The sequence below is a fragment of the Ferviditalea candida genome, from assembly GCF_035282765.1.
Taxonomy (GTDB): Bacteria; Bacillota; Bacilli; order Paenibacillales; family KCTC-25726; genus Ferviditalea; species Ferviditalea candida.
Genome location: NZ_JAYJLD010000026.1, coordinates 1 through 17,493, shown reverse-complemented (window position 1 = coordinate 17,493; position 17,493 = coordinate 1). Strand labels below are relative to the sequence as shown.

The 17,493-nt window shown below is 47.3% G+C and carries 17 protein-coding genes; 14 read left to right on the top strand and 3 right to left on the bottom strand.

Features of this window, described 5'->3' with window-relative positions; all coding sequences use genetic code 11:
* The first annotated feature begins 13 nt into the window (after positions 1-13).
* Entirely contained in the window at positions 14-1,522 is a 1,509-nt protein-coding gene (locus tag VF724_RS15375) for a class I SAM-dependent DNA methyltransferase (RefSeq protein WP_371755137.1), read from the top strand.
* Positions 1,512-2,015 (top strand): restriction endonuclease subunit S, encoded by a 504-nt coding sequence (locus VF724_RS15370; protein ID WP_371755136.1) that lies wholly within the window; start codon positions 1,512-1,514, stop codon positions 2,013-2,015. The genes VF724_RS15375 and VF724_RS15370 overlap by 11 nt, the downstream gene beginning before the upstream one ends.
* On the opposite strand, the gene VF724_RS15365 is transcribed toward VF724_RS15370, so the two are convergent.
* Complete coding sequence (locus tag VF724_RS15365; protein ID WP_371755135.1) at positions 2,012-2,695, bottom strand: restriction endonuclease subunit S; 684 nt, start codon at positions 2,693-2,695, stop codon at positions 2,012-2,014. The two genes, VF724_RS15370 and VF724_RS15365, sit on opposite strands and share 4 nt — an antisense overlap.
* A 48-nt stretch (positions 2,696-2,743) precedes the next feature.
* Here VF724_RS15365 and xerA point away from each other — a divergent pair, with 48 nt between their 5' ends.
* Genes xerA through VF724_RS15340 form a run of 5 tightly spaced genes read left to right on the top strand, consistent with a single transcriptional unit; the run spans position 2,744 to position 10,892 of the window.
* Positions 2,744-3,736: a site-specific tyrosine recombinase/integron integrase gene (gene xerA, locus VF724_RS15360; RefSeq protein ID WP_371755134.1), complete on the top strand. Its 993-nt coding sequence runs from the start codon at positions 2,744-2,746 to the stop codon at positions 3,734-3,736.
* 13 nt (positions 3,737-3,749) lie between these two features.
* Entirely contained in the window at positions 3,750-4,925 is a 1,176-nt protein-coding gene (locus VF724_RS15355; protein WP_371755133.1) for a restriction endonuclease subunit S, read from the top strand.
* A gap of 23 nt (positions 4,926-4,948) precedes the next feature.
* Complete coding sequence (locus tag VF724_RS15350) at positions 4,949-5,806, top strand: hypothetical protein (protein WP_371755132.1); 858 nt, start codon at positions 4,949-4,951, stop codon at positions 5,804-5,806.
* Positions 5,803-8,814: a type I restriction endonuclease subunit R gene (locus VF724_RS15345; RefSeq protein WP_371755131.1), complete on the top strand. Its 3,012-nt coding sequence runs from the start codon at positions 5,803-5,805 to the stop codon at positions 8,812-8,814. Before VF724_RS15350 ends, VF724_RS15345 begins: the two co-directional genes overlap by 4 nt.
* Positions 8,815-8,828: 14 nt before the next feature.
* Positions 8,829-10,892: a GmrSD restriction endonuclease domain-containing protein gene (locus VF724_RS15340; protein ID WP_371755130.1), complete on the top strand. Its 2,064-nt coding sequence runs from the start codon at positions 8,829-8,831 to the stop codon at positions 10,890-10,892.
* Positions 10,893-11,124: 232 nt separating this feature from the next.
* Here the strand turns inward: VF724_RS15340 and VF724_RS15335 are convergent, their stop codons facing one another.
* Positions 11,125-11,370, bottom strand: a complete 246-nt coding sequence (locus VF724_RS15335; RefSeq protein WP_371755129.1) for a hypothetical protein — start codon at positions 11,368-11,370, stop codon at positions 11,125-11,127.
* Between the two features lie 725 nt (positions 11,371-12,095).
* On the opposite strand from VF724_RS15335, the gene VF724_RS15330 reads away from it, so the two are divergent.
* From VF724_RS15330 to VF724_RS15315, 4 genes are all read left to right on the top strand, one after another.
* Positions 12,096-12,434: an ArsR/SmtB family transcription factor gene (locus tag VF724_RS15330; RefSeq protein ID WP_371755166.1), complete on the top strand. Its 339-nt coding sequence runs from the start codon at positions 12,096-12,098 to the stop codon at positions 12,432-12,434.
* Positions 12,435-12,534: 100 nt separating this feature from the next.
* Complete coding sequence (locus tag VF724_RS15325; protein WP_371755128.1) at positions 12,535-13,482, top strand: permease; 948 nt, start codon at positions 12,535-12,537, stop codon at positions 13,480-13,482.
* Between the two features lie 29 nt (positions 13,483-13,511).
* On the top strand, positions 13,512-13,748 hold the full coding sequence (locus tag VF724_RS15320; RefSeq protein WP_371755127.1) for a thioredoxin family protein: 237 nt from the start codon (positions 13,512-13,514) through the stop codon (positions 13,746-13,748).
* A gap of 22 nt (positions 13,749-13,770) precedes the next feature.
* A complete protein-coding gene (locus tag VF724_RS15315) occupies positions 13,771-14,196 on the top strand; it encodes an ArsI/CadI family heavy metal resistance metalloenzyme (protein ID WP_371755126.1) in 426 nt (141 codons plus the stop codon).
* 396 nt (positions 14,197-14,592) lie between these two features.
* Here the strand turns inward: VF724_RS15315 and VF724_RS15310 are convergent, their stop codons facing one another.
* Entirely contained in the window at positions 14,593-14,955 is a 363-nt protein-coding gene (locus VF724_RS15310; protein ID WP_371755125.1) for a site-specific integrase, read from the bottom strand.
* Positions 14,956-15,332: 377 nt separating this feature from the next.
* On the opposite strand from VF724_RS15310, the gene VF724_RS15305 reads away from it, so the two are divergent.
* From VF724_RS15305 to VF724_RS15295, 3 genes are read left to right on the top strand one after another with little or no spacing between them, the layout of a single operon-like run.
* A complete protein-coding gene (locus VF724_RS15305) occupies positions 15,333-16,652 on the top strand; it encodes an MATE family efflux transporter (RefSeq protein ID WP_371755124.1) in 1,320 nt (439 codons plus the stop codon).
* Positions 16,653-16,675: 23 nt separating this feature from the next.
* Entirely contained in the window at positions 16,676-17,002 is a 327-nt protein-coding gene (locus tag VF724_RS15300) for a YnfA family protein (protein ID WP_371755123.1), read from the top strand.
* Between the two features lie 34 nt (positions 17,003-17,036).
* Positions 17,037-17,306, top strand: coding sequence for a DMT family transporter (locus tag VF724_RS15295; RefSeq protein ID WP_371755122.1), 270 nt, complete (start codon positions 17,037-17,039; stop codon positions 17,304-17,306).
* Positions 17,307-17,493 lie beyond the last annotated feature (187 nt).

Genomic DNA, 17,493 nt, shown 5'->3' with positions numbered 1-17,493 from the left:
GGAGGGCGATTAAATGGCTATAACAAAAGGCAGCAACACAGCAAGCATCGGCTTCGAACAGCAAATCTGGGCGGCGGCTGATATTCTACGTGGCAATATGGATGCAGCGGAGTATAAGCACGTCGTGCTGGGACTTATCTTCCTTAAATACATCTCGGACAAGTTCGATGAGCGTTACCTTGAACTGGAAGCCGATGATGACGATGTGGAAGACAAGGACGCATACGCCGAAGTCAATGTGTTTTTCGTGCCGCCTTCGGCACGGTGGAGCATCATATCCGAAGCCGCCCACAAAGAGGAAATCGGTACTGTTATTGATGACGCTATGCGGGCGATTGAAAAAGAGAACAAGCGACTGAAAGACATACTACCGAAAAACTATGCCCGCGATGAACTGGACAAGCGTCGTCTCGGAAATGTCGTTGACCTGTTTACTAACATTCAGATGATAGAACATGGTACGGACAAGGATATCTTGGGTCGTACTTATGAATACTGTCTCGCCAAGTTCGCGGAGCAGGAGGGCAAGCGGGCGGGTGAATTCTACACGCCATCCTGCGTGGTGCGAACGCTTGTTGAGGTGCTTAAGCCGTTCAAAGGACGCGTATACGACCCGTGCTGCGGTTCGGGCGGTATGTTTGTGCAGTCCACGGACTTCGTAAAGAACCATTCGGGTAACATCGGAAACCTCTCGGTCTACGGGCAAGATGCCAACCCGACCACCCGTAAAATGGCTTTGATGAACCTCGCTATCCGCGGCATCGAAGCAGACCTCGGCGGCTATAACGCCGACACATTCCACAACGACCTGCACCCGACGTTGAAAGCCGACTTCATCCTTGCCAATCCACCGTTTAATCTCTCGGACTGGAACGACGGCTCGTTGAACGACGACCAGCGGTGGCGGTATGGTTTGCCGCCATCCGGCAATGCCAACTTCGCATGGCTTCAGCATATGATTTACCACCTTGCCCCAAATGGCAAAATCGGCATGGTGCTTGCTAACGGCTCGCTGTCATCCCAGAGCGGCGGCGAGGGCGACATTCGGCGTAAAATCGTGGAGGACGACCTCGTGGAGGGCATTATCGCAATGCCTACGCAGTTGTTCTACACCACGCAGATTCCTGTGTCGCTCTGGTTCATCAGCCGGAACAAGAAGCAAAAGGGCAAGACGCTGTTCATTGACGCCCGCAAGATGGGGACGATGGTCAACCGCCGCCTGCGCGAAATGACCACAGAGGACATCGCCAAGATTGCCGCCACATTCCAAGCGTTCGACGACGGGACATTGGAAGACGTGAAGGGCTTCTGCGCCGCCGTTACCACGGAGGAAATCGCCAAGCAGGATTTTATCCTCACGCCGGGACGTTACGTCGGTATTGAGGAGCAGGAGGACGACGGCGAGCCCTTTGAGGAGAAAATGGCGCGGTTGACGGGCGAACTATCCGAGATGTTCAAGCGTTCCCACGAACTGGAGGACGAAATCCGCAAAAGACTGGGGGCGATAGGCTATGACATCTAAACTCTCTGACCTTTGTGCTTTTGCTGACGGACGGGTTGCCGTCGCCGACTTGGATTTGGATAGCTACATCTCCACGGAGAATATGCTTCCGAACAAGGAGGGTATTACCCGCTCGGCAGGCTTGCCGACCGTTTCGCAGACACAAGCCTATCAAGCGGAGGACGTGTTGGTGTCCAACATCCGTCCGTACTTCCGCAAGATATGGTTTGCCGACCGCGATGGCGGCTGTTCAAACGACGTTTTGGTATTGAGGGCAAAGGATAGTTGCAATCCGGGCTTCCTCTACTACTTGCTGTCGGATGACAACTTCTTTGATTACGCCACCGCTACGGCAAAGGGAACGAAGATGCCTCGCGGCGACAAAGGCGCAATAATGCGGTATGAAGTCCCTGACTTGCCGCTTGACATACAGATTGGGATTGCCGATACGCTCTCCGCCCTTGATGCGCGAATTGCTGAAAATAGGAAGATAAATCATCATTTAGCGGCTTAGAAGTCTGTAACTGACAGCTCGCCGGACATCAGGTGGGGTAAGAGCGAGTCTCGCACCTCGGCAAGGTGGGCGTTCTCCGCTTCCAGAAGTTCTTGCTTCTCAAATATGGGGGTGCATTCCTCTTGAAAACGGCAAAGCGTGTCCACATCAGGAATAACGGCGGGTATGCCCTTCATCGTACTACCCGAAATCTCTTTGAAAGTCGAACCCGATGCCATGTTTTCAATGGTTTGGAGGTTCTCGATCAGGAAATAGTAAATGAAAGCTGTGCCAACACTATCTTTTGGGACGATGGACTTAAAGCCCTGATTAGTGCAGACCTCTCCGCTCGCAATAGCTATGTAGCCGATAGGTGCCCTGGAACTGAAAAGAACCGTTCCCTTTGGCATAAGTCGTGCGCTGCTGTTACGAAGCCCGAGTTCTGTGATATCATCCGCTCCGTGGGCGATAAACTTGTTTTTGTTGATAGACAGATCTTTGGGCGTAATCCAAGCGATGCCGTGTTCGGTGTAATATTCAGGCTTCGCTTTTGAAGGTGTACTACCTCCAATAACATTGCCTAAATCTGAAATTGTGCCTTCCCGCCAATCGGGTGGCATCTCACCGCCGAACGGTTCAAAATCCACAAACCACGACTTGAAAATGGCCTGTGCCATCTGCTCTAAATGATGATTTATCACTCCTCCTGCCGTAACAAACCTAAATTTTACCGAAAGGCAGGAGGAAACATGAAGGATAGACTTATTACTGAGATTCAGGCAAGCATGGCGTCGATGCTTAATACGACGCAATTAGAGGAACTACGGCGGGTGCTGACGCACAGCCTCCACAATGTGGAAGTTACGGAACGAAAAATCTCAGAACCACAGAAAACCGCCGAGAATGGAGGGTTGCTCGAAGTGTTTATAGCCGCAAAACGCATTGAAGGCTGTTCGGAAAAATCGCTGAAATACTATGATGCGACCATCCGTGCAATGCTCGACACCGTGGACAAGCCCGTTCGGGAAGTCAATACTGATAACCTGCGCGGTTACCTTGCGAACTACCAGAAAGAGCGAAACTCAAGCAAGGTCACGATTGACAATATGCGGCGCATATTCAGCAGCTTCTTTGGGTGGCTGGAGGACGAAGACTATATCCTCAAAAGCCCTGTGAGGCGTATTCGTAAAGTGAAAACGGAAAAGACCATCAAGGAGACCTTTTCCGATGAGGGCTTGGAATTGCTCCGCGATGCGACGGAGGAAATCCGCGACTTAGCGATGATAGACCTGCTCGCTTCAACGGGAATGCGCGTTGGCGAACTGGTTCAATTAAACCGCGAGGATATCAACTTCCACGAGCGGGAGTGCGTGGTGTTCGGCAAGGGCGGCAGCGAGCGGGTGGTCTACTTCGATGCCCGAACGAAAATCCACCTGCTTAACTACCTTGACAGCCGTGACGACGACAACCCGGCACTATTTGTGTCATTAACAATGCCCCGCGATCGGTTGCTCATAGGCGGCGTGGAAATGCGGCTTCGTGAAATCGGCAAGCGGGCGGATATACAGAAGGTACATCCGCATAAGTTCCGGCGGACACTCGCCACGCGAGCCATTGATAAAGGAATGCCCATTGAGCAAGTACAACGTTTACTTGGTCATGTAAAGATAGATACGACCATGCATTATGCGATGGTCAATCAGACGAATGTTAAAAATTCGCACAGGAAATTCATTGGATAAGGAGGCGGATGATATGAGGTTAGGCGAAGTTTGTGAAAGTGTATCTCTTACTTTTCGCAAACAACAGGATAGGGTTATCCTGATAAATACCTCGGACGTGTTGGACGGCAAAGTGACGAACCACGAATACGTCCCGAATGAGAATCTGCGAGGGCAATTCAAAAAGTCCTTCCGACGGGACGATATATTGTACTCTGAAATACGCCCTAAGAACCGCCGTTTTGCCTACGTTGACTTTGAATCGGACGATTACGTCGCCTCAACAAAACTTATGGTGATTCGTGCCAACGATAAGGTGTTGCCACAGTTTCTTTTTCAGGTACTGAAATCTGACGAGATTATCGAGCAGCTTCAATTGCTGGCTGAAACACGGTCGGGGACATTTCCGCAAATTACATTCTCTGAACTGGCGGCTTTAGATGTGAGAATACCACCGATTCCAGAGCAACGGGAAATAGCCGCGACGATGAACGCCATTGACGACAAAATCGCCAACAACACAAAGATAAATCATCATTTAGAGCAAATAGCACAAGCGATTTTCAAGTCGTGGTTCGTAGATTTCGAACCTTGGGACGGGAAAATGCCTGAAGGTTGGACGCTCACAACTCTTAATGCATTGTGTTCAATGGTTGCCAAAGGTATCACCCCGCAATACGATGAAAACAGTCCGGAGATTGTAATCAATCAAAAATGCATCAGGAATAAAACGATTGATTTGAGCCTTGTCCGGAGACACCAACCGAAACGTGTCAACGAGAAATGGCTTCAATACGGAGATATCCTTATAAACTCCACTGGTGAAGGAACACTTGGAAGAGCCGCACAGTTCTTTTTGAGTGCTTCCAATTACACAGTTGATTCTCATATTACAATAGTACGTCCTATCAAAGAAGATCTCGTATTTTTTCTTGGCCAGTGGTGCTTACAACGAGAAAGCGAGTTTGCAGCAATGGCTTCTGGTAGTACAGGCCAGACTGATTTACCACGTGAGAGGTTAAAAGCCATGGATTGTATGTTACCTGACGTGCACACCTTGCAAAGATTTTCACAACTGTTGAAACCAGTTGTCGAAAAGCAAGTGGCTGTTCGGACAGAAAACGCCCACCTTGCAGTCTTGCGCGATATGCTCTTACCCCGCCTGATGTCTGGCGAACTGTTAGTTTCCGACCTCAGCGATGCTAAATGATGATTTACCACAGGGAGGGTAATATGGATTATACAGTAACAGAAAATCAAATGTTAGCCACAATTATCGCTGTTTTGAAGCAAGACGGTAAAACTGAACTTGCTAACATTTTGAGCGTGTCAAAATTCAACTACGACCCTCAGTGGGAGTTTTCGGGAATTGTGTCCTATCAGAGAAAACTATATTCCAACCTCAAGGTTCCGATTTCCTTTCGTAAAGAAGTCGAAACGCATTTGAAGGAAATTTCGAACATTGCTTGTGACATTTATGAAGATGATGATGCGTACTACTATTTGGGCATCAATAGAGTGGGCGCATTAGCAATTAACCTTGAAGAGATAGCTTACGAAGAACGAAAGGTCATCGTTGAACAAAATAGCGTCTTCACAAGTTTTATGAAATATTTAGTGGGCAGCGATGATATTTCAGAAATACAAAAGAAGTATTTATTTGAAGCGTGCGAAAACGGATATGCTGATAATATGTTATCTGCGACAGTTATGCTCGGTTGCTCTGCCGAACTATTACTTCTTGAATTAAGCCTCGCCTTTTATGAGTTTCTCAAGATGAACGGTACGCAAGCTGAACAAGAACAATTCGAGCAAAAAGTGATTAAAGCAAAAGTTGCTTCTGTCCGCTTATCCGAATTGATGAAGCGTTTTGAAGCCCGTCCTAAAGTGTTTGAAAAATATGGATTTGAGAATGTTTCGCTTAATTTTAATTTCCTCGATATCATTCGCCAAACCAGAAATGACAGCGGACATCCGACGGGCAACATTATATCAAAGGGACAGTTTGAGATGATGCTGGCGAATTATCAAGCGTGCTTACCTAAAGCCCTTCGAGCGGTTCGAGAATTACCAGAGGAGGTGGTCACATGACATTTACAGAAGCGAAATTTGAAAATGCCGTTATAGAGGTCTTTCGCGACACCTTAGGCTACAGCTATGTTTATGCGCCGGACTTGGCGCGCGACTATTCCGACCCTCTCTATACGGACGAGCTTCTACCCGCCCTGCGGAGGGTCAACCCCAAACTGCCGGAAGCTGCGTTGTCCGAAGCGATTTATAAGCTGCGTAATTTCGAGGGCGGTACATTCCATCAGAAGAATGTTCAGTTTATGGACTACCTCCAAAACGGCGTGTCGGTGAACTATTTTCACGATGGAGAGCAGCGGTCGTCACTTGTGTATCTCGTGGATTACGAGAACGTGGAGCGGAACACGTTCACCGTTGCCAACCAATGGACAATCACAGAGAACAGCGAGAAACGCCCGGATATTATCGTGTTTTTAAACGGTCTGCCTGTGGTCGTGTTTGAATTGAAATCGCCCTCCCGTGAGGAAACCGACGCTTCCGAGGCGTTCTTGCAATTGCGAAACTATATGCACGAGATACCGTCCCTGTTTGTCTACAACGCTTTTCTCGTGATGAGCGACCTCGCCATTTCCAAGGCGGGAACCATCACGGCGGGCGAAGATCGCTTCATGGAGTGGAAAACGAAAGACGGCAGCTACGAAAACACGCAGTATGCCCAATTCGACACCTTCATTGAGGGAATGTTCGACAAAGTGCGACTACTTGATATTATCAAGAACTTCATTTGTTTTTCGGGCGATGCGAAAATCCTCGGCGCATACCACCAGTATTTCGCCGTGCGGAAAGCCGCTGCCTCCACCGCTCACGCAACAGAAACAGATGGCAAGGGCGGTGTATTTTGGCATACCCAAGGCAGTGGTAAGACGCTGTCGATGGTGTTTTATGCCCATCTGTTGCAAGAAGCGTTGAACTCACCAACTATCGTTGTCCTCACCGACCGCAACGACCTTGACGACCAGCTATTCGGGCAATTCGCCAAGTGTTCGGCGTTCTTGCGCCAAACACCCCAACAGGCTGAAAGCCGTGTTAACTTGAAAGAATTGCTGGCCGGACGGCAAGCCAACGGCATCATCTTTACCACGATGCAGAAATTTGAGGAATCCTCCGAAGCCCTCTCTGACCGCCGCAATATCATCGTTATGGCGGACGAAGCCCATCGCGGACAGTACGGCTTAGAGGAACGGGTGGACGCGAAAACCGGCCGTGTTATACTCGGAACGGCTCGTATTATCCGTGACAGCTTACCCAATGCGACTTACATAGGTTTCACGGGAACGCCTATATCCAGCAAAGACCGCTCCACCATCGAGGTGTTCGGCAACTACATCGACATCTACGATATGACCCAAGCTGTGGAAGACGGTGCGACTCGCCCTGTCTATTACGAGAGCCGCGTTATACACCTGAAACTGGACGATGACATCCTGCGGCTTATCGATGCGGAGTACGACATTATGGCGCAGAACGCAGAGGATTATGCCATTGAAAAGAGCAAAAAGGAACTCGGTCAGATGGAATCTATACTCGGCGCGGAGCAAACCATCGCCGGCCTGTGCGATGACATCATCAAACACTATGAGGAAAACCGCCAGTATGAACTGACGGGCAAGGCGATGATAGTCGCTTATTCTCGTGCTATCGCTATGGGCATCTACCGTAGGTTACTTGAACTGCGCCCCGAATGGACAGACAAAGTCGGTGTGGTGATGACCGAGAGTAACAAAGACCCCGAAGAATGGCGCGGCATTATCGGCAACAAACGCCGCCGCGACGAAATGGCAAAAAAGTTCAAGGACAACGACGACCCGCTGAAAATTGCCATTGTTGTGGATATGTGGCTGACGGGTTTTGATGTGCCGTCTCTCGCCACGATGTATGTTTACAAGCCCATGTCGGGACATAACCTTATGCAGGCAATCGCCCGCGTCAACCGGGTTTACAAAGATAAAGAAGGCGGCTTAGTGGTCGATTATGTCGGCATCGCTTCGGCATTAAAACAGGCGATGAACGACTACACCAATCGCGATAAAAACAACTACGGCGATACCGACATCGCCAAAACCGCCCTGCCGAAGTTTATTGAGAAACTGGAGGTCTGCCGCAGTCTGTTCCACGGCTTCGAATACTCGGCGTTTATGACCACGGAGAGTGACCTTGTCCGTGCCAAGACAATCACGGGCGGTGTAAACTTCCTGTCCGGCACGGATAGTGAAAAACAACGTGAGTCTTTTATAAAAGAAGCAATGCTACTCCGTCAGGCATTGTCCCTCTGTCGTTCGCTCTTGACCGCTGAACAGCGGTTTGAGGCTGCCTACTTTGAAGCGGTTCGGACACTTCTCACCCGCATAACAGGCGAGGGTAAGCCTCTGTCTCTGAAAGAAATCAATGCTCGGATTAACGAACTGCTAAAAGCGAGTATCCAGAGCGAGGGCGTTATCAATTTGTTCTCGGACGTGGACACGGGCTTCTCGTTGTTCGACCCGAAGTTCCTTGAAGAAATCGCCAAGATGAAGGAGCGGAACATCGCAGTCGAAATATTGAAAAAACTTCTCGCCGAGCAGGTTTCCTTATACAGGCGAACGAACCTCGTCAAGAGCGAAAAGTTCTCTGAAATGCTTTCCCGTGCGATGAAATCATACCTGAACGGAATGCTCTCCAACGAGGAAGTCATCGCCGAACTGATGAAAATGGCAAAAGACATGGCAAACGCCCAAGCAGAGGGTGACTCGTTGGGACTTTCTGACGAGGAATTGGCATTTTACGATGCTCTGACCCGTCCCGAAGCCGTGAAAGATGTCTACCAGAACGAGGAACTCGTTGCGATGACCCGCGAACTTGCGGATATGCTTCGTAAAAATCGAACCATTGACTGGCAGAAGAAGGAATCCGCTCGCGCCGGTATGCGACGAATGGTCAAGAAATTGCTGAAGAAATACAAATATCCGCCAGAGGGCATGGAAGACGCAATCGCCACCGTCATCGGTCAATGCGAGATGTGGACGGATAATTAGGGAGGGCTATGGGAATGAACGCTTTCAAAAGCAATATCTACAAATACCTTGGCGGGACGTGCCAATACCTGATACCGTTGTATCAAAGAACTTATAGTTGGGAAAAAGAGCAGTGCGCCCGCCTTTGGAGCGACATTGTCAACCTCCACACCACGCGCCGAGAGGGTCATTTCGTCGGTTCGATTGTCCGCATCGACGAGGATTCGGCGGCAGGGTCAACCTTGGCAATGATTATTGATGGTCAACAACGCCTGACCACGTTGACCTTGCTTCTTGTCGCCTTGCGTGACTATGCGGCGGCAAATGAAGACTGTGGGGTGAACCCAAATAAAATCACAGACACTCTGCTGTTGAATCAGTACGAAACGGGCAGTGCGAAATACAAGCTGCTTCTTACCCAGTCCGACAGAGACGCCTTGATAAAGAAGATTGAGGGTGCGCCGATACCCGGCAGCCTGAAATCCCGCGTTCTGGACAACTACGCCTTTTTCTCAGGGCAAATCGGGAAGGGCGAGATAACACCCTCCGATTTGTACGATGCTATCGGCAAGCTGCAAATCGTGGATATCGTCCTCGACCGCCAGTACGACGACCCTCAAGCAATATTCGAGAGTCTGAACTCTACGGGTATGGACTTGAAGGATTCCGACCTTATCCGCAATCATCTCCTGATGGGGTTGGACTCCGCGACACAGACGGATGTATACAATAACATCTGGAGACCGACCGAATTGCTCTTTGATTACGAACATCAGAGCGAGTTGCTGGACAACTTTTTCAGAGACTACCTTACAATGAAACTCGGTAGAATTCCGAGAAAGAACGAAGTATACAATGAGTTCCGTACATACCACAACAACAGCGGCCTACCCATCCGCGACCTCTGTCAAGACATTTACAGCTTTGCAAAGCATTACTCAGATGTGCATTTTGTAAGAAGCGACGACGCCGTCTTGAAGTCTCTATACGAGGATATGAAGGCAATCCGTATGGAGGTAGCTTATCCGTTCCTATTAAGGGTTCATGATGACTGTGACAAAAACTTGATAACCATAGAGGAATTGCGGGAAATCGTGCGGCTTTGCGTGAGCTATGTCCTGCGCCGTGCTGTCTGCGATATTCCAACGAATTCGCTGAACAAGACCTTTGCGACAATGAAGAACGACATTCGACAGGATGATTATCTGCGCTCCGTGAAGGCATTCTTTATCCTGCTCGACTCGTACAAGGAGTTTCCGAACGATGAACGTTTCATCGCTACGTTCCTCACGAGGGACATATACAATATGAACCGTTGCCGCTACATTCTTGGGCGACTTGAAAACTGGGATAACAAGTCGGTGGTGTCTTTGGAGAACTTGACCATCGAACACATTATCCCGCAAAATCCGCACCTGTCTACTGACTGGATGTCTGCCCTTGGCAGCGGTTGGAGCGAGATTCAAAAGCGGTATCTGCACACCATAGGTAACCTTACCCTCACGGCGTATAACTCAGAAATGAGTGACTCGTCATTCACCGAAAAACTCGATATGCCGGGTGGGTTCAGGGAGAGCGCACTCCGCCTGAACAAGTATATCGTATCCCAAACGACGTGGGGTGAGTCACAGGTTAATGAACGCGCCGCGCAGCTTGGCGAAGTAGCAAAAAGGACGTGGCCTTACCCGACGTTGTCCGATAGCGAACTTGCAACCTACCGTAAACAGGATGATTCCGCTCCGCAATACACGCTCGACAGTTACGACCAGATTAACGCTTTCAACAAAATGCTGTTTGAGAAGTTGAATCTCCATATCATGAACCTTGGGACGTTTGTCAGGCGTGAATTCAAGAAACTATACATCGCTTATAAAGCGGATACGAATTTTGTTGATGTTGTAGTTCAAAAAGCCCGTCTGCGCTTGGCGGTTAATATGAAGTTTGCCGATGTCATTGACCCCAAAGGAATATGCAAAGACATAACCGATGTTGGTCGATGGGGTAACGGCGATGTCGAGGTATTTTTGGATAGCTTGGATGGTCTTCATGATGTAATGGCCATTATCGAGCAAGCATTCCGTTTACAGGATGCTGAGTAAAGTTGGTCTTAAAAAACGTTGTTGATGTTATTATGATAGCCCCCATCTTTTAACGATTAAAAGCTATGCACACTCCTCCGAGTTCACGGGTGTGCATTTTATCGATACCGAGTAGGTCTTTTGTAGGCGACTTCCTCCACCACATGGTTATACGCTTTTTCGTTTTCCATATCCTGGCTATCTCCAACCCGTACTCCATACTCCCGATCTCCACTTGGAAGCCCGGCACCAACTACCCGTCCAGCTCGACACCATCCAACGTCTTCGTGTAGACATACTCGATGCCTCCCACGCCCCGGATCGTATCTACGACGTCGTTCCCTTCAGGAAAAATGCCGATTTCGCCCACAATGTCAGCCTTCAGCAGCGTACTCGTCGATCTTGTGTCAAGCAGGACCTTACGAAGCTCGAGCACCTGACCTCGATAGTGAATCCTGAGAGGCACAAAAGGCAATCCATACTTCTTTGAGAAAATCATCGTGCCCACCGAACGCCCACATAACGTTCCCTAGCGATCAGCTCCGGACGAGACGTGTGGAAGAAGCAATACTCGCGCCCCGGGTCTTCCCTGTGTAACTCACTGTAGCGGCGGAGCGCTGACGTCGAATCCGCGAACGAAACAATGACAATGACATGCTCGATGTAGCGTTGCCCGCCTTCCGAATGGGCTTTCATGGCTTCCAATACCACTCATTCCTCCGGGAACCGCTCCTGAACTTCCTTCCAGCGCATTCCGCCACCCCGTTCAACAAGTAAGGGTGTCGCCGCTTCCCTTTCTCAGGATCGTTCGATCTATCTCCGGGTTCTCAATGAAATCCGTTACTGGCTGAAGCATAATCAGATCGCTTACTTGTATCACCGAAAGAAAGTAATGAAGATGATCGGATCAAAAATGTGAATTCCGAAACTTTCGCTGTAGTACTATTTAATTTGGTTATGGATGCGTGAAGGAAAGGTTTGCGAGTCATTTATAATTAAAAACGCTAAAAAAAGATGGAGCTTTTTCGGAATTTGCGAAGCTTTCGCCGCCGGGGAAGCTTTTTTGGCATATTTAAAAATCAAATTGGAAAATTGATATAATCAATTAATTTTGATTTAACACTTGCATTTCAAAAACGGGTCGATTATAATTCATTCATCAAATGTTTTTGATTTAAGGGTGTGAGATAAATGAGCACGGAACAAATGCTGACGAATGATGCGATGCAGCAGGTTTTTGAGAAATATGAAAAGAAATACAAGGCCGTTGCCGATCAGAAAAGGCTTCAAATGATGTACGAATTGACACAGTACGGTTCCGTATGTGTCTGTGAATTGGTGGAGAAACTAGGGTTGTCTCAATCCAAGTTGTCGTATCATCTGAAAATTTTATTGGATGCCGGACTCATCAAAAAAGAAACGAAAGGAACATGGAGCTACTATTCGTTAAACGAAGGTGAAGTCAATCATCTTTTATCCGAAGAATTATGCTGCTTGTTTCGCCCGAGTCCCATTTTGAAGCCTAAAAAAGGAAGCGGTTGTTGCACCGTTTCGGGATCGTAACTTAATTTTTTTAATGATTATATCAAAATAAATTGATTTAATGTATAAATGATCTGAATTATTAAATGTTATGATCAAAGAAGAGAAAGAAGGAATGATCATGTTTCAATGGTTGGCCGATCTTGTGGTCAAGGACTGGTTGGGGCTGTCTGTAGACACCCGGTTCGGGAGCGCACTCCATTTTTTTATAGAGGATACGACGAAAATCCTGGTCTTATTAATTTCCATGGTGTTTGTGATTTCTTATATCCGGAGCTATTTCCCGCCGGAAAAAGTGAAAGTCTGGCTGCAGGGAAAACGGCAAGGCATGGCGAGTGTCCTGGCTGCGCTGCTTGGCATCGTATCCCCCTTTTGCTCCTGCTCCACCGTTCCCTTATTTATCGGATTTGTCGAGGCCGGAATACCGCTGGGCATTACCTTTACATTTTTAATTTCATCGCCGATTGTCAATGAAGTTTCGCTCGTCATGCTGTTTTCGATCTTTGGTTATAAAATCGCCATTCTCTACGTTTTGGTTGGTGTTGTTTTGGCCATCGTTGCCGGCTCCATCATTGGAAAGTTAAAAATGGAGAGATATGTGGAGGGTTACGTTTATCAAATCAGAACGGGAGAGACGTTCATTCCCGAGCAGAGCCAGAAAGACCGCATTCAATTCGCAAAGGAAAATGCAATCGATACCGTTAAGAAAATTTGGATCTATCTGTTGATTGGTATTGCCATTGGCGGGTTCATTCACGGTTATGCGCCTCAAGAGTTGCTCGTGAAATATGCCGGTAAGGAGAATTGGTTTGCCGTTCCCGTTGCGACACTGATCGGGGTTCCCCTTTATTCCAATGCGGTTGGATCCTTGCCGATTATTGAGGCGCTCATGCAAAAAGGGGTAGCGGCGGGAACCGCGCTGTCCTTCATGATGTCGATGGTTGCCTTGTCTCTTCCCGAAATGATTTTGCTGCGCAAAGTCATCAAGCCGCAGTTGATCGGTGTGTTTATTATTACCGTATCCATCGGCATTATCCTGATCGGATACGGATTCAATCTCATTTTATAAACAAAATGACAGGAAAGGAGGAATGAAAAATGGTCCTCAAAATACTGGGAACAGGTTGTCAAAAGTGCAAAACACTCGAAAAGAACGCTTATGAAGCAGTGAAGCTCAACGGACTTGATGTTTCCATCGAAAAAGTCGAAGACATCCCTTCCATTATGGGTTATGGCGTAATGTCGACTCCAGCGCTGGTTTTGAATGAAAAAGTCGTTTCCAGCGGAAAAGTGTTGACTCCTCAAGAAATTGCCCAACTCATTCAACAAAATTAATTTTTGAAAGGAATGATTTCAAATGAAAATTCATATGGGTTTAAATGTTACCGACCTGGAAAAATCGATCTCGTTTTATCAGAAAGTTTTTGGGGTGGAACCCGTAAAAATCAAAACGGATTATGCGAAATTTTTGTTAGACCATCCCGAAGTCAATTTCACCTTGAATTTGAAAAATGAGGTTAAAGGCAACCAAGTGGGGCACTTTGGTTTCCAGGTTTCTTCGATGGAAGAGTTGACGGAGCAGCGGAATCGTATCCTGCAAGAGGAATTGCCTATAAGGGATGAACTCGATACGGACTGCTGCTATGCCAATCAAGACAAGTTTTGGATTACCGATCCGGACGGCAATGAATGGGAGTTCTTTTATACGAAAAAAGATATTGAACAGCATGGGATGAACCATTCGGCTTGTTGTACGGCAACAACGACCTCCGCTTGTTGTTGATAAATATTTATTCAATAAGATCTCGACTTGTATAGAGAGGTCCCGCCAACATTTTAATGTTAAAAAATATACGCTAAGCCTTCGAGAATGATCGGCTTGGCGATATCATCAGGTCAACCGGAATTATCCTGGTTGGCCTATTTTTCGGGAGTTTTAGGGGATCATACCCCGTTATCCCACTCCCCCTCCAAAGACCATGTTTGAGTTGGTAGCGGCGCAATGACCTCACATACGGGCTTTGATTAGAGCGGCCCCAAGATCGGCAAAGTAACCAAACTATTTTTTCTACTTCCGATTGCAGATCCGCACGAGTCGCCTTGACATAAGTCATTGTTGTGTCCAGACTATCGTGTCCCATAATTTGCGCAAATCGGTGCAACGGCGTGTTTTTTGCCATCATGTACCCGAACCGGTGCCGTAGATAGTGGGCACTGTTCGTAAGCAGGTGTGAAACATCACGATAAGTATCGTCTGATCCCGAAGGGAACCGCCATGCTCGGCCGCAGTGATCAATGCAGCTTCTTCCTTGTCTGTCATCTGCCGAGGGCTTACCTTTTCTTCCGGAACCAATTTGACCGGCTTTGAAGGATCACGACGAATCATGAATTCCGACACGGCCCAAATAAAAAAACGTTTCAGAGTTATCAGTCGACGATTAATGGTCGCTGGTTTCAATTCCATCGCTTTTTGCGCGGCTTCCCGGTATCGTATTAATGTTGGAATAGCCACATTTTCATAATTCGAAAAATAACTTCTCATTAGCAAAGCCTCCAAAGCAAAGCCTCCAAATCTTGACTTTCATTAGCGGACGTGATATTTTATCTTAATCGAAACATTAGCGGATATTTGAAATAAGGAGCCATTCTTCGTAAAGATGATCTGCAGCCTGATTGAACGGCTTCAAGAACCCGATCAGAAAACAAAAAAAACGATCAGCTGGGAAGAGATAGATCGACAGGAACCCGACGACGAACCGCCCTCTTTGAGATCCAACATAGTGAAAAAATTGTATATATCCGAGCCATTGATTCGCGCGGCGGGTTTACAAATAAGATTTCATTAACGACAGAAGCCTCGGCCTTATTGGTTGAAAGGCTTTTTTAATTGTTAAGCCAAAGATAAGGTTGTGTGTCTCATTGAAGAATACTCTTGCTACAAAGAACATTTTGCTTTTGGCTTGGCCGGCAATAGTCGAAAGTTTTCTCATCAGTGCTGTTGGTTTTGTTGATACCCTTTTTATTTCCAAGTTGGGGCTTTCAGAGGTAGCGGCCGTCGGTGTGACGAATGCAATCATGCAAATTTACTTTGCTGTATTTATGTCGATAGCAACAGCTTCAACCATCTTTATTTCTCGCGCTAGCGGTGAAAACAACGTTTCTAAAGTCCGAGACATCACCGCTCAAGCGATCTTGTTGTCACTATTTGCAGGTCTGGTTCTTGGTGCGATCTCATTCTTTTTTTCGGAGTCTATGTTGTCCATCATGGGGGCAAGCCCAGATGTTCTTCAAGTCGGGATTCCTTACTTCCAAATCGTTGCTGTCCCATCTATCATACTTTCTCTATTCTTTACGGCAGGAGCCATACTGCGCGGGTCGGGTGACACACGAACTCCCTTGCGTGTTGGTCTTTGGATGAACGCCGTACATATCGTTCTCGATTACGTATTGATTTTCGGTGTGTTCTTCGATGGTTTTGGAATTAAAGGTGCTGCAATGGCTACATTATTGTCCAGACTTTTCAGTGTGGTTTTTCTCTTATGGTATCTGCATAACCGAAGATTGATTTCTCCACTACGTCTCTGGTCTATTCGCCGTGACCTTCTCGCAAAGTTGAGTCGGTTGGCAACACCTGCCGCGCTTGAACGTTTATTTATGCGAATGGGGCAAATCCTTTATTTTGGTATGATTATCCGAATGGGTACCGAAGTTTATGCAGCTCATACGTTAACGGGGAATTTTACGATGTTTTCAACGATTGTTGGGACTGGTCTCGCCGTAGCAACAACAACATTGATCGGGAATTGTATAGGGGCTAAGCAGATTGAGGAAGCAAAGAAATTAGGAACAGTAGCAATATGGGTCAGTTCTCTTGTGATGACGGCAGTGCTGTTCATCGTATGGGGCATATCATTTACTGCTACTCATCTATTCACGGACGACCCATTTGTCATTAGACTAATCGTAACCATCTTGCTTATTGATGTAATCGCTCAACCGGCAACCGGGGCAGTGACTGCTCTTACTGCTATTTTACAAGCCGGTGGCGACACGAAGTTCCCTATGTATGTAACCTTGTTCGGTATTTGGGGAATACGGACTCTTGGGGTCTATATGCTCGGTGTTCATTTAGGCTTGGGGTTGATAGGAGCATGGATTGCAATTGCAATGGATAACTACATTCGAGCAGTGATTTTATTTATTCGATATCGATCCTTTAGATGGGTAAAGCAAATATAATTCAAACGAAGAGGTGCAAGTGAATGTTTAAAGCCGCCATTATTTTTATTCTTGCCGGGTTGGCAGAAATAGGGGGAGGGTATCTCATTTGGCTTTGGCTAAGGGAAGGGAAGTCTTTTTGGTTAGGCGGGGTTGGCGGTATATTGCTGGCACTTTATGGTGTGATCGCTACCTTTCAATCTTTTCCTGCTTTCGGTCGGGTATACGCGGCCTACGGCGGGGTATTTATTGTTTTGTCTGTTCTATGGGGATGGGGAATCGATAAAAAGACACCTGATCTCTACGATTGGATCGGTGCTGCGATCTGTGTGATCGGCGTATCGGTCATGTTATGGGCACCGAGGAACTGACGTATCATAATATAATCTTGATGGAGGTAAATGAATGGGTTGGATCTATCTTGTTCTTGCTGGTGTTGCTGAAATATTTTATGCTGCTGCAATGCCGAAAACGGATGGCTTTACACGTATTGGTCCCAGTCTCTTCAGCGTCTCGTTTATTGTTGTCAGTATGTATCTTCTCTCGTTGGCGACTCGCACCAGACCTATCGGTACAGCCTATGCCGTTTGGGTCGGAATCGGTGCGATTGGAACTGCGGCCTATGGTATTAAAAAATCATGGACGTACAGTAATAATCAGAAAGACTTTGAATAATGAATCGTGAAGGTTTTTTTATTCTTTCTCTAAAAAAAGGATCTGCTTACGAACCAAATAAGCCAAAAGAGGCCCGACAATCAGTCCTATAAGATAACCATACGGAAGGAGGCTGCAAATAAGTCCGACAAGCAAAGCGATAAACCAATCTGATTTGGCGTTGGATATATCCCGCACCAACCCCATT

Excerpts from the sequence above, each read along its gene's own strand:
- VF724_RS15375 (WP_371755137.1), top strand. The coding sequence starts at position 14 with ATGGCTATAACAAAAGGCAGCAACACAGCAAGCATCGGCTTCGAACAG.
- VF724_RS15370 (WP_371755136.1), top strand. The coding sequence starts at position 1,512 with ATGACATCTAAACTCTCTGACCTTTGTGCTTTTGCTGACGGACGGGTT.
- xerA (WP_371755134.1), top strand. The coding sequence starts at position 2,744 with ATGAAGGATAGACTTATTACTGAGATTCAGGCAAGCATGGCGTCGATG.
- VF724_RS15355 (WP_371755133.1), top strand. The coding sequence starts at position 3,750 with ATGAGGTTAGGCGAAGTTTGTGAAAGTGTATCTCTTACTTTTCGCAAA.
- VF724_RS15350 (WP_371755132.1), top strand. The coding sequence starts at position 4,949 with ATGGATTATACAGTAACAGAAAATCAAATGTTAGCCACAATTATCGCT.
- VF724_RS15345 (WP_371755131.1), top strand. The coding sequence starts at position 5,803 with ATGACATTTACAGAAGCGAAATTTGAAAATGCCGTTATAGAGGTCTTT.
- VF724_RS15340 (WP_371755130.1), top strand. The coding sequence starts at position 8,829 with ATGAACGCTTTCAAAAGCAATATCTACAAATACCTTGGCGGGACGTGC.
- VF724_RS15335 (WP_371755129.1), bottom strand. The coding sequence starts at position 11,370 with ATGATTTTCTCAAAGAAGTATGGATTGCCTTTTGTGCCTCTCAGGATT.
- VF724_RS15330 (WP_371755166.1), top strand. The coding sequence starts at position 12,096 with ATGCAGCAGGTTTTTGAGAAATATGAAAAGAAATACAAGGCCGTTGCC.
- VF724_RS15325 (WP_371755128.1), top strand. The coding sequence starts at position 12,535 with ATGTTTCAATGGTTGGCCGATCTTGTGGTCAAGGACTGGTTGGGGCTG.
- VF724_RS15320 (WP_371755127.1), top strand. The coding sequence starts at position 13,512 with ATGGTCCTCAAAATACTGGGAACAGGTTGTCAAAAGTGCAAAACACTC.
- VF724_RS15315 (WP_371755126.1), top strand. The coding sequence starts at position 13,771 with ATGAAAATTCATATGGGTTTAAATGTTACCGACCTGGAAAAATCGATC.
- VF724_RS15310 (WP_371755125.1), bottom strand. The coding sequence starts at position 14,955 with ATGAGAAGTTATTTTTCGAATTATGAAAATGTGGCTATTCCAACATTA.
- VF724_RS15300 (WP_371755123.1), top strand. The coding sequence starts at position 16,676 with ATGTTTAAAGCCGCCATTATTTTTATTCTTGCCGGGTTGGCAGAAATA.
- VF724_RS15295 (WP_371755122.1), top strand. The coding sequence starts at position 17,037 with ATGGGTTGGATCTATCTTGTTCTTGCTGGTGTTGCTGAAATATTTTAT.